At 65.2% G+C, this 12,843-nt stretch carries 7 protein-coding genes; 2 read left to right on the forward strand and 5 right to left on the reverse strand.

Translation table 11 applies throughout. The features are described from left to right. Positions 1–59: 59 nt before the first annotated feature. Entirely contained in the window at positions 60–2,777 is a 2,718-nt protein-coding gene (locus EJB06_RS18740) for an alpha-1,6-glucosidase domain-containing protein (RefSeq protein WP_126075528.1), read from the forward strand. 2 nt (positions 2,778–2,779) lie between these two features. Here the strand turns inward: EJB06_RS18740 and EJB06_RS18745 are convergent, their stop codons facing one another. The 4 genes from EJB06_RS18745 to EJB06_RS18760 form a co-directional block, all read right to left on the reverse strand. Beyond that, complete coding sequence (locus EJB06_RS18745; protein WP_126075529.1) at positions 2,780–4,633, reverse strand: glucokinase; 1,854 nt, start codon at positions 4,631–4,633, stop codon at positions 2,780–2,782. 143 nt (positions 4,634–4,776) lie between these two features. After that, positions 4,777–6,429 (reverse strand): alpha-amylase family glycosyl hydrolase, encoded by a 1,653-nt coding sequence (locus EJB06_RS18750; RefSeq protein ID WP_126075530.1) that lies wholly within the window; start codon positions 6,427–6,429, stop codon positions 4,777–4,779. A 27-nt stretch (positions 6,430–6,456) separates the two neighbouring features. After that, a complete protein-coding gene (locus EJB06_RS18755) occupies positions 6,457–8,088 on the reverse strand; it encodes an alpha-D-glucose phosphate-specific phosphoglucomutase (protein ID WP_126075531.1) in 1,632 nt (543 codons plus the stop codon). A gap of 57 nt (positions 8,089–8,145) precedes the next feature. Beyond that, complete coding sequence (locus tag EJB06_RS18760) at positions 8,146–9,477, reverse strand: MFS transporter (protein ID WP_126075532.1); 1,332 nt, start codon at positions 9,475–9,477, stop codon at positions 8,146–8,148. A 178-nt stretch (positions 9,478–9,655) separates the two neighbouring features. Here EJB06_RS18760 and EJB06_RS18765 point away from each other — a divergent pair, with 178 nt between their 5' ends. Continuing rightward, positions 9,656–10,930, forward strand: a complete 1,275-nt coding sequence (locus EJB06_RS18765; protein WP_229427151.1) for an MFS transporter — start codon at positions 9,656–9,658, stop codon at positions 10,928–10,930. Positions 10,931–10,985: 55 nt separating this feature from the next. On the opposite strand, the gene EJB06_RS18770 is transcribed toward EJB06_RS18765, so the two are convergent. Next, complete coding sequence (locus tag EJB06_RS18770) at positions 10,986–12,821, reverse strand: DEAD/DEAH box helicase (RefSeq protein ID WP_126075534.1); 1,836 nt, start codon at positions 12,819–12,821, stop codon at positions 10,986–10,988. Positions 12,822–12,843 lie beyond the last annotated feature (22 nt).

Here is a 12,843-nt window from a genome sequence, read left to right on the forward strand (position 1 = left end):
GGGTGTAGCTGAGATACCCGCCGTCCGGGCGTTTTTCTAACGACGACTTCGGACGACAGATGACTTTTTCACTTTTCAGGGTCGCGCTTCTCGCCGGCGCCAGCGCCACGGCATCGGCCGCGGACATGGCGGCGGTGTGCGACAGCGAGGCTTTTCAAAGCGTCGTGCAGCCGGCGCGCGCCAGCATCGAGGCGCGCGCCGTGTGGCTCGACCGGCGGCTCGCGCAATGGCCGGGAGTGGAGAACGCGGGGCGATTCCGCCTGTATCATTCGCCCACGGCCAGCATCGTCGCACCGCCTGGCGGCATGGTGGCCGGCGCTTCCGGCGCACTCGCCCTCGCCGCTGGCGGCGACGCGCCGGCACCGGACCTGGCGCAGCGCTTCAAGTACGTCGGCAAGGGCGTGCTGCTCGCCGTGGCGCCGTCCGACCTTGCGCGCCTGCCCGAGCTGCACCGCCAGCAGCTGGTGCTGGTGCAGGAAGACGCGGAGGGAAAAGTGCAGGCCGCGACACGCCTGCAAGCGGCCGGCGCGCTCGACGACCTGTATGCGGCTGCGCAATCGGCGCGCGGCCTTGGCGCCCTGCCGTCGCGCCGGCGCACCACCTTCGCATTGTGGGCGCCGACTGCGCAACGGGTGTCGGTCTGCACCTACGACAGCGGCAGCGGGCGCGCCACGGCGCTCGATGCGATGCGCTTCGAGCGCGCCACCGGCATCTGGCGCGCCACGCGGCAGGGCGACCTGTCGGGCAAATACTATCAATATGCGGTCGAGGTGGTCGCCGGCGGCGCGGGCGTGGTGCGCAACATGGTGACCGACCCGTATTCAGTCAGCCTGACCACCGATTCGACACGCAGCTACATCGCCGACCTGGGGTCGGCGCGGCTCAAGCCGGCAGGGTGGGACAAGTCCGCGCCGCCGGCGACCGTGAAGGCGCAGACCGACATGGTGGTCTACGAACTGCATGTGCGCGACTTTTCGATCAACGACGCCAGCGTGCCGGTGGCCCAGCGTGGCAAGTACGCCGCCTTTTCCCACGCCGGTTCGAACGGAATGAAGCACCTGGCCGCCCTGGCCCGCGCCGGCATGACCGACATCCACCTGCTGCCGGTGTACGACATCGCCACCATCCCGGAACGCGGCTGCGCCCAGCCCGCGCCCAGCGGCGCGGCCGACAGCGAAGCGCAGCAGGCGCTGATCGGGCAAACGGCCGCAAGCGACTGCTTCAACTGGGGTTACGATCCGTATCACTACAACGCGCCGGAAGGCAGCTACGCCAGCGACCCGGCCGATGGCGCGCGCCGCATCGTCGAATTGCGCGAGATGGTGATGAACCTGCACAAGGCCGGCCTGCGCGTCGGCATGGACGTGGTCTACAACCATACCTACGCCTCCGGCCAGAAGGAAAAATCGGTCCTCGACCGCATCGTGCCCGGCTACTACCACCGCCTGAACGCGGCCGGCGGCGTCGAGCAATCGACCTGCTGCGACAACACCGCGACCGAAAACCGCATGATGGGCAAACTGATGATCGACTCGGCCGCCTTGTGGGCGCGCGAATACAGGATCGACTCCTTCCGCTTCGACCTGATGGGCCACCAGCCGCGCGCGCTGATGGAACGACTGCAGGCGCGCGTGAACGCGGCCGCCGGACGGCATGTGCAACTGATCGGCGAAGGCTGGAATTTCGGCGAGGTGGCCGACGGCGCGCGCTTCGTGCAGGCGTCGCAACTGTCGCTCAACGGCAGCGGCATCGGCACCTTCAGCGACCGCGCGCGCGACCATGTGCGCGGCGGATCGGCCGCCGATGCCGGGGCCGACATGATCCGGCGCCAGGGCTATATCAACGGCCTGGTGTACGACCCGAATGCGCTGGCCGGCGAACGCCCGCAGGAAGACCTGATGCAGGCGGCCGACATGGTGCGCGTCGGACTGGCCGGATCGGTGCGCAGCTACGCCATGCGGACCTGGAAGGACAGTACCGTGCCGCTGGCCGCCATCGACTACAACGGCCAGCCGGCGGGGTACGCCAGCGAGCCCGGTGAAGCGGTCAACTACGTCGAGAACCACGACAACCAGACCTTGTACGACATGAACGCGTTCAAGCTGCCGCTGGCCACGTCAAGCGCCGAGCGCGCGCGCGTACAGGTGCTGGCGGCGGCGATCAACGCCTTCAGCCAGGGCGTGGCCTACTTCCATGCCGGGATCGACACCTTGCGTTCCAAGTCGATGGACCGCAACAGCTTCAATTCGGGCGACTGGTTCAACCGCATCGACTGGACCTACCGCGACAACTACTTCGGCACCGGCGCGCCGCCGGCCGGCGACAATGCCAGGGACTACGCGCTGATCAAACCCTTGCTGGCCAACGCCGCGCTCAAGCCAGCGCCGGCGGACATCGCCTTTACGCGCGATGCGTTTCGCGACCTGTTGAAGATACGCGCCAGTTCCACCCTGCTGCGCATGCGCAGCGCGCAGGATATCGGGCAGCGCCTGCGCTTTTATAACACCGGGTCGCGCCAGCTGCCCACCGTGATTGCGGCGCACATCGACGGCACGGGATACGCCGGGGCCGGTTTTGCGGGCGTGGCGTACTTCATCAATGTGGACAAGGTGGCGCACACGCTCGATGTGGCCGAACTGCGCGGCAGGCGCCTGCGCCTTCATCCGGTGCATGCGGCGCCGACTGCGGCCGACCGGCGCGCCGCGAGCAGCACCTACGACAGCGCGGCGGGACGTTTTACCATTCCCGCGCGCACCGCCGTGGTGTTCGTGGAGTAGACCTAGATATCGAGGTGCGAGATGAGCGAGCGCTTCTTGTCGTGATCGGCCGGATCGGCGCCCTGCGCGCCGAGCGAAATCCCGACCGACAGGATATCGATCAGCAGCAGCTGCAGCACGCGCGAGATCATCGACAGGAAGCTGGTGCTGTCTTCGCTGTGATCGACCGCCAGGCAGATGGTGGCGCGTTTCGCCAGCGCCGACTTGCTGCTGGTGATCGCGATGACATCCGCGCCGGTCGCACGCGCCGCGTCGACGGCCGCCAGCAATTCCGGCAGGTTGCCCGAGGTGGAAATGGCGATCACCACATCGCCCGGCTTGAGCAATTCCGCCGCCAGGGTGAACAGGTGCGAATCGCCGTACGACGAAGTGGGAATGCGGAAGCGGAAGAACTTGTGCTGGCCGTCCAGCGCCACCACGCGCGAATTACCCATGGCGTAGAACTCGACCCGGTTGGCCTTGCGCAGCAGCGCGATGGCGCGGTCGATCGAGACCACGTCGAGCTGGTCGCGGAATTTCAGGATGGCCGATACGGTGTTGTCGATCACCTTGGCCGACAGGTCGTGCGTACTGTCGGACACGCGCACCTGGCTGTGGCGCACGGGGATGGTGCCGGTCAGGCTGCTCGCGAACTTGAGCTTGAAGTCGGCCAATCCCAAAAAGCCCAGCGAGCGGCAGAAGCGGATCACGGTCGGCTGGCTGACGTCGGCCAGGCGCGCGATCTCCGCGATCGGCTCGCCCAGCACCTTGCGCGGATGTTCCAGCACCAGGGTGGCCACGCGCTGTTCGGCGGGCGACAGTTCGTGCTGCAGATGCTGCACGCGCTCCATCAGCGTGTTGGCGCCGCTGCGTCCACGCAGGTGTTCGGACAGAATCGTCGCCACGCCGATAAAGGCGGGGTTGGGAATCATGATCACGTAGGTCGGGATCTGGCCCAGGTAGGAAGAAAAGCGGCCCTTGGCCTCGAAGCGTGCGCGGAACGGCGACGTGACGAACCACTCGCCCATGCGCGGCACGATGCCGCCGCCGATGAAGATGCCCCCAAAAGCGCCCAGCGTGACCGCCAGGTTGGCGGCGGCGCCGCCCAGCATGCCGCAGAAGCACTCCAGCACTTCGAGGCAGAGCGGGTCCTTGTCGTCGAGCGCGCCGGCGATGATCTCGGGCGAGGTGCGCGGCGCGGCCTGTACGGCGTTCCGCTCGGCCAGCGCGCGGTAGATCAGTTCCATGCCGGGGCCGGAAATCAGGCGCTCGTTCGAGACGTGCGTCCATTCCTTCCAGGCGTACTGCAGGATCGCGAATTCGCGTTCGTCGGCCGGGGCAAAATTGACGTGGCCACCTTCGCTGCCGAGGGTGACGAAACCGTCCAGGGTCGGGATCATGCCCGACACGCCAAGGCCGGTGCCCGGTCCCACCACGCCGATGACGGCGTTGGCTGCGGGCGCGCCGCCGCCGACCTGCATCAGGTCCTTGCCGGACAGGCCGGGCAGCGACATCGCCAGGGCGGTGAAGTCGTTCACGATCAGCAGGGTGTTCAGGCCCAGCGTGCGGCGCACTTCATCGGTGGAGAATTGCCAGTCGCGGTTGGTCATGCGGATCATGTCGCCGCTGATCGGGTTGGCGAGGGCGAAGGCGGCGTGATTGATGCGGGTGCCGCTGTGGTCGGCCAGGTAGGTATGCAGCAGCGGGACGATGCCGGGGAAGTCGTCGCACTTCAGTACGCGCACCGAGCGCAGCACGCCGGGCGCGGTTTCGAGGGCGAAGCGCGCGTGGGTCGCGCCGATATCGGCCAGCAGACGGGGGCCGTCGGCGTAGGCGGTGCGGCTGTACTTTTGTTCTGAATCGTTTTCTTTGGTCATCGCAGTCACATCGGACAGTTCGGGCAGTTCGCGCGTAGCATACCCTATTGTGCGAAATGTATGAAATGGGGTGAGTGGCGATAGCGTTAACGTGTACTGCGTCGTTCCCGCGCCAAGGCGGCCCTCGGCGGGAACGACGGCGATCAGTTCGCGATCAGCACAATGCCGTTCCTGGTGTGGAAATCGACCTTCCCGCCCGCCACCACGGCCTTCTTGCCCGAGTAGTAATCGGTCACCGATTCGCCATCGCGGAAAATCGGTCCGACCACGATCGGCGTCGACTTATCGGTCGGCAGGTCGAGCCCCACCACCACACGGTCCTTCTCCCAGGTCCGCGCGAAAATGTACGGCGTCGCCTGCAGCTTGCGATGCTCGCCCGCCCCCACCGCCGGATGCGCCTGGCGGAAGCGGCCGATGATGCCCCAGTGCTTGCGCACGTCCGCGATCCGGTAGCCGTCGCGTTGCGCATTGCTGGCCAGTTCGTCCCAGTTCATGAACGAGCGCAGCACCGCGTCGCCCTTCGCCCCCGCATGCGTGAGCAGGCGCGCGGTCTCGTCGCCATAATAGATCTGCGCCACGCCGGGCGACAGCAGCAGCTTCGCCGCCGAGTCCATGGGACGCGTACGCGCCGGATCGAACGGCGCTCCGTCGTCGTGCGAGCTCAGATAATTGATCACCGAATAACCGCGCAGCGGCCCGGCCAGCAGCGCGGCGTAGCGGCCGAACATGGCGTCGTAGCCGCCCTTGGCGTCGGACGTCATGCTGAAGTTGATCACGCTGTCGAAGCCATTGTCGTAGAAGTCGACAAAGGTTTCGCCGCCCATGTCGAACTGGTGGGCATGGCGCAGCGAGTAGTTATAGACTTCGGCCGTCATGTAGAACTTGCCGTCGCCGAGGCGCTTGGAAGGATTGTCGCGCTTCCAGTCCTCGAACGCCTTGCTGGCGACTTTTTTCAGGTCCTTCCACACGCGCGGCTCCACATGCTTGGCCGTGTCGGCGCGGAAGCCGTCGAAGCCGTACTTGCGCACCCAGTCCGCGTGCCATTTCATCAGATAGTAGCGCGGCGCGCGCGGGTAGCCGGTCTCCTTGAAAAAGGCATCGAGGCTGGCCACTTCGCGCTCGTAGCGTCCTTCTTCCTTCCACTTGGCCACCAGCGCCGGCGGCAGCGCCACCGGGCGGTCGGCGTCGGTGCGCAAGTCCGGCAGGTTCTTCACCAGCGTGCAGTCGACGGTGGTGCGCGCATCCTTGTAGGTGCACAGCGGCGCCGTGCGCACCCATTCCTTCGGCCAGACCGGGTCGGACGCCGTCACCGGACCGGTATGGTTCATGACCACGTCGAGCAGCACGCGGATGCCGTTGGCGTGCGCGGTGTCGACCAGTTCCTGCAGGTCCGCTTCGGTCCCCAGGTTGGCGTCGATGCTGGTGAAGTCGCGCGCCCAGTAGCCGTGGAAGCCGTACGATTTGCCGGTGCCTTCATCGGTGCCGGCGTGAATCTGCTCGACCGGCGGCGTGATCCAGAGCGCGTCGACGCCCAGCTCCTTGAAGTAGCCTTCCTTGATCTTGGCCGTGACCCCGGCCAGGTCGCCGCCCATGTAGCCGCGCAGCGGCGCGGCATCGGCCTTGCGTCCATACGCCAGGTCGTTGGCCTTGTTGCCGTTGTTGAAGCGGTCCGTCAACAGGAAATACACAGTCGCGTTTTCCCACACAAACGGGGCGCGCGCCGGGGCTGGAGCGGCGCTGACGTGGGAGGCGCCGAAAGTGAGCGCCAGTGAGACTGCAAGTGCGGAAAATTTCATGTATTCCCTGTTGGTTGGATTAATTCGTCAAGTCGTGACCGTCGGCCTGTCGCGCCCCGTGCGCTGGTGCAGGCCGGCCAGCCGGTCGGCAATCGCCGCCAGGCCCGCCAGCGCTTCCTGCGCCGGGATGTCGTGCATCGCCGCGTCGCGCTCGTAGCGTTCGAGGTAAAGACGGATGGTCGCGCCTTCGGTTCCGGTGCCCGACAGGCGGAACACGATGCGCGAGCCGTCCGTCATGACAATGCGTACTCCCTGCTTGCCGGCGATGCTGCCGTCGACCGGGTCCTTGTAGACAAAATCGTCGGCGACATCGACAGTGTAGCCGTCGATGGCCTGGCCGGCCAGTGCGGGCAGCTGTTCGCGCAGGTGCGTCATCAGCTCCTCCGCCGCCTTGGACTCGACCGCCTCGTAATCGTGGCGCGAGTAGTAATTACGGCCGAAGCGCGCCCAATGCTCGCGTACCAGCGTGTCGACCGATTTGCCGCTCGCGGCCAGCAGGTTAAGCCAGAACAGCACCGCCCACAAGCCATCCTTTTCGCGGATATGGTTCGAGCCTGTACCGTAGCTCTCTTCGCCGCACAGGGTCACCATGCCGGCATCCATCAGGTTGCCGAAGTACTTCCAGCCGGTCGGCGTTTCGTAGCACGGCACCTTGAGCGCTTGCGCCACCCGGTCGGGTGCGGTGGACGTGGGCATGGAGCGGGCGATGCCCTTGATGCCGCCGCGGTAGCCCGGCGCCACGGTCGCATTGGCGGCGATGATGGCCAGGCTGTCGGACGGCGTGACGGCGATGCCGCGCCCGACGATCATGTTGCGGTCGGCGTCGCCATCGGAAGCGGCGCCGAAGTCCGGCGCGTCGGGCGCCGACATCAGCGCCACCAGTTCGGCCGCGTTGACGGGATTCGGATCGGGATGGTGGCCGCCGAAGTCTTCCAGTGGCGTGCCGTTGATGACGGTGCCGGCCGGTGCGCCCAGCAAGCCTTCGAGGATCGCGTGCGCATACGGGCCGGAGACGGCATGCATGCCGTCGAAGCGCATGGTAAAGCCGCGCGCGAACAGCGCCCTGATGGCGCCGAAGTCGAACAGCTCGCCCATCAGGGCAGCGTAGTCGGCCACCGGATCGATCACTTCCACATCCATCTGTTCGATGCGCGCACTGCCGATGGCGTCCAGATCGAGGTCGCCGGCGTCGCTGGTGCGGTATTGGCTCAGGACCCGGGTCTGTTCGTAGATGGCGTCGGTGACTTTTTCGGGCGCCGGGCCGCCGTTGGCGATGTTGTACTTGATCCCGAAGTCGCCATCGGGTCCGCCGGGATTATGGCTGGCCGAGAGCACGATGCCGCCCGAGGCGCCGCGCTTGCGTACCACGCAGCTCAGGGCCGGCGTGGACAGGATGCCGCCCTGCCCCACCAGCACCCTGGCAAAGCCGTGGGCCGCCGCCATGCGCAGGATGACCTGGATGGCGTGGCGGTTGAAATAGCGGCCGTCGCCGCCGAGAACCAGGGTCTGGCCGGCGCAGTCGCCGAGCGTGTTGAAGATCGACTGCACGAAGTTTTCGAGGTAAGCGGGTTGCTGGAACTCGCCGACTTTTTTGCGCAAGCCGGACGTGCCGGGGCGTTGTCCGGCAAAAGCCGTGGTGTTTACGGTGTGGATGGTCATTTTTGCTCCTGTCTGTTAACAATACGATACGACAGGTAGAAAAAATTCGACGCCAGCTTAGTTGGCTTGCTCGCCTTTATCGTTCACCAGCATGGTCAGCAAACCGCCGACGGCCATGCAGGCGCCGGCCAGCAGCAGGGTCGCCACCGGACGCCCGCCCAGCAGGGCCTTGCTGATCGGGCCGAGGATCACGCCGCCGATAATCTGCGGGATCACCACGAAGAAGTTGAAGACACCCATGTAGAAACCCATGCGCTGCGCCGGCAGCGCACCGGCCAGGATCGCATACGGCACGGTGAGGATGCTGGCCCACGCGATGCCCACGCCGACCATCGGCAGCAGCAGCATCTCTTTTTGGGTGATGAAGAAGATGCTGGCCAGGCTGATGCCGCCGATGACCAGGCAGGCCAGGTGCGTCATCTTGCGGTTGGTGCGGCGCGCGATCGCCGGCAGGATAAAGGCGGCAATCGCCGACACGCCGTTATACACGGCGAACATCACGCCGACCCAGTTGCCGGCGCTCTGGAAGGCGGCCGACTGCGCGTCGACCGTGCCGAAGACGTTTTCGGCCACGGCCGGCGTGGTGTTGACCCACATCGTAAACAGCGCCAGCCAGGAGAAGAAGCTCACGCTCGCCAGCTGCACCATCGTGCGCGGCATGGTGGTGAAGCCTTTGACGATTTCGCGCAGCGCGGTCAAGGTGCCCTTGCGCTGTTCGACCTCGGCGCGGAAGGCCGCCATGTCCTCGGGCGGCGTTTCGCGCGTGGTGATGACGGTCCACGACACCGCCCCCATGAAGGCCAGTCCGCCGGCATAGAAGGAGTAGCGCACCGTATCCGGAATGCCGCCGTCGACGGGGATGTTACTGACGTTGAACCATTCGGTAAACATGGTCGGCAGCAGCGAGGCGATCACCGAACCGCAGCCGATGAAGAAGGTCTGCATCGCAAAGCCGGAAGTCTGCTGGGCCGGATGCAGCTTGTCGCCCACAAAAGCGCGGAACGGCTCCATCGACACGTTGATCGACGCGTCCATCATCCACAGCACGAACACCGCCATCCACAGCGACGAGGAATTCGGCATCAGGAACATGGCCACGGTCGCGAGCAAGGCGCCGAGGAAGAAGAAGGGACGGCGCCGGCCCCAGAACGGATGCCAGGTGTTGTCGCTCAGGTAGCCGATGATCGGCTGCACCAGGAGACCCGTGACCGGCGCGGCGAGCCAGAACAGCGGCAGGTCGTCGGCGTTCGCGCCCAGGGTCGAGAAAATGCGGCTGGTGTTGGCGTTTTGCAGGGCAAACCCGAACTGGATGCCGAAGAAGCCGAAGCTCATGTTCCACAACTGCCAGAAGCTCAGGCGCGGTTTGGTCGGCGGGAATTGCATCTGCATCGGGAGTCTCCAGGCGTTTGGCCACGCATTATATTTGTAGGAAAATAACATGACGATTTCTAAGTGTCAATCTAAACAGTTCCATAGTAGAATCGCCGCAGGAAGACGGATAAATCGCACGACAAATCCAGGGATTTGTAGTCAAATAACAGAACCAGATGGGGACACGATGCGGGACATGCAGAAGCACCTGAACAAGCTTTTTTACGCGACCCTGAGCCTGCCGTCGACGGCCATGGGCTTCGCGCTGTGCATCCAGATTTCAGCGCTGAGCTGGATTTTGAGCACCCGCTTCAACCTGGAGATTCACGAAATCGGCATCGTCTGGGCGGCCGGCCCGCTGGCCGGCATCTTCGGCCAGGTGATCATCGGCCTGATCAGCGACGACGCCTGGTTCTGGGGCGGGCGGCGCCGGCCCTTCATCCTGATCGGCGGCACGCTGGCCGCGCTGATGGTGTTCCTGCTGCCGCGCATCGACGTGGTGGGCAAGGTCCTCGGCATCGACGACATGGTCATCGTCGCGGTGATCATTGCGCTCACGCTGGACCTGTCGATCAATATCAGTTTCAACCCGACCCGCTCGATCATCGCCGACCTCACGCCCGAAGGCGAAGCGCGCACGCGCGGCTATACCTGGATGCAGACCATCTCGGGCTTTTTCGGCGTGCTGGCCTACGTGATCGGCGCGACCATGGGCAACGACGTGCTCATTTCGGTCGGCGCGGGCATCGTGTTCCTGTTTTCGGTGGTGCCGATGTTCTTCATCAAGGAAGAACGCGAGCTGGTGAAAAAGAGCGCGACCGCCGTGGCCACGGTGGCCACCAGGGCCGACTGGGGCCAGCTGTGGCGCATCTACATCGCGCACGGCTTCGCGTGGCTGGGCGTGCAGTCGATGTTCGTCTACACCTATGGTTTCATACAGCAGCAGCTGGTGCCGGCGGGGCTGGACACCAGGGCGGCCGACGCGATGAGCGGGCAGATTATCGCCTACGCCTTCGCCGTATTGAATACCGTCGGCTTCCTGCTGCCGGCCCTGGTGCTGGCGCCACTGGCGCGCCGGATCGGACGCGTGCATACGCAGGCCGCCTGCATCGCCATCATGGCGCTCGGGTACTTTGCGATTGCGACCATGGCGCGCACGCCGATGATGCTGTATGCGCTGATGGCGGTGGTCGGCATCGGCTGGAGCGCGATTGTCAGCCTGCCGTTTGCGATCATGAGCGACAAGGTGGACAAGAGCCGCATGGGATTCTTCATGGGCGTGTTCAACCTGTCGGTGGTGCTGCCGCAGCTGATGTCCACGGGCGTGGGCTTCGTGCTGAAAAAAGTGCCGGACCAGAGTACCTTGTACCTTATCTGCGGCGTGTCGCTGGCCATCTCGGCGGCCTTGTGGTGCCTGGTGAAGGACGACGCGCCGGCGGCGCAAGCCGCGATGCCCGCTTCCGCGCACTGAGGTAAACGCAAAATGGGCAGCCGAAGCTGCCCATCTTTTTTACCCGCCTGCCGAATTACTCCGGCTTGGCCAGCTTGCGTGCTTCCTTCTTGGCCTTGGTGGCCGCGTCGTAGGGCTTGCGCGGTCCGAGCTTCTTCTCTTCGAAACGACGGTCGCCGGCTTTTTTCGGCGCCGCCTTCTTGACCGCCGGCGCTTCGCCGTCACGGGTGATGTTCAACTGCTGGCCTGCGACCCACACACCCTTGAGGTGGTCGATCAGGTCGGCCGGCATGTCGATCGGCAGGTCGAGCGTGCTGTAGTCGTCGTAGATCTCGATGCGGCCGATGAACTTGGACTCGATGTTCGCTTCGTTGGCGATCGCGCCGACGATGTTGCCCGGCTTGACGCCGTGCGCATGACCGACTTCGATACGGAAGGTACCCATGCCTTCTTCCGACGGACGCGAGACGCGTTCGCGCTTGAACGCCGGCGCATCGCCACGGTCGCCGCGCATCGGCGCGTCCGAACGCGGTGCGCGCGCGGCAGGCGCGTTCTCTTGCCACGATGGCGCGCTCTTGGCGTCGCGGTTCGGTTTTTCCAGCAGCAGCGGCACATCGCCGCGCGCCAGCCTGGCCAGCGCCGCCGCGATTTCGACCGCAGGCACGTTCTGCTCGCGCTCATACTCTTCGATCAGCGAACGGAATACATCGAGTCCGCCGGCGGCCAGCATCTCGGTGATCTGGTCCTTGAATTTGGCGATACGCACGTCGTTGACGGCTTTGACGGTCGGCAGCGTCAATGGCGCCACCGGCTGGCGCGTGGCGCGCTCGATCGCTTTCAGCAAACCCTGCTCGCGCGGGGTGATGAACAGAATCGCTTCGCCGCTGCGGCCCGCGCGGCCGGTACGGCCGATGCGGTGGGTGTAGCTTTCCGGGTCGGACGGCACGTCGTAGTTGATCACGTGGCTGATGCGTTCCACGTCCAGGCCGCGCGCGGCGACGTCGGTGGCGACCAGGATGTCGATCTTGCCGTTCTTGAGCTGTTCGATGGTGCGCTCGCGCTGCGCCTGCTGCATGTCGCCGTTGATCGCCGTGGCCGCGAAACCGCGCGCCTGCAGCTTGGTCGCCAGTTCTTCGGTACCGAGCTTGGTGCGCGCAAAAATGATCATGCCGTCGAACGGTTCGGCTTCCAGGATGCGGGTCAGCGCTTCGAGCTTCTGCATGCCGCTGACCATCCAGTAACGCTGGCGGATGTTGTCGGCGGTGCCGGTCTTGGCGGCGACCGTCACTTCGGCCGGTTCGCGCAAATAGGTCTTGGCGATGCGCTTGATCGCCGACGGCATGGTGGCCGAGAACAGCGCGGTCTGGCGCGATTCGGGCGTCTTTTGCAGGATCTGTTCGACGTCGTCGATAAAGCCCATGCGCAGCATCTCGTCGGCTTCGTCGAGCACCAGCGTCTTGAGCTTGGACAGGTCGAGCGAACCTTTTTCGAGGTGGTCGATGACGCGGCCCGGGGTGCCGACGATCACGTGCACGCCGCGGCGCAGCGCCTGCAGCTGCGGACCGTAGCTCTGGCCGCCGTAGATCGGCAGGACGTGGAAATCTTTAATATGGGTAGCGTACTTCTGGAATGCTTCGGCGACCTGGATCGCCAGTTCGCGGGTCGGTGCCAGCACCAGCGCCTGCGGCGACTGCTGCTTGATGTCGATGCGCGACAAGATCGGCAGCGCGAACGCCGCGGTCTTGCCGGTTCCGGTCTGGGCCTGCCCCAGCACGTCGCGATTGGCCAGGAGCAGCGGGATGGTGGCAGCCTGGATCGGCGACGGCGTTTCGTAACCGACCTCTTTCATGACCTTCAGCACGGCGGCGCTCAGGTTGAGTTCGGAAAACAGTAGTACAGGGGTTTCAGACATAGGACACTCACAATTTGACTAG

Source organism: Massilia atriviolacea (genome assembly GCF_003953935.1).
In the GTDB taxonomy this organism is placed as follows: domain Bacteria; phylum Pseudomonadota; class Gammaproteobacteria; order Burkholderiales; family Burkholderiaceae_D; genus Telluria_A; species Telluria_A atriviolacea.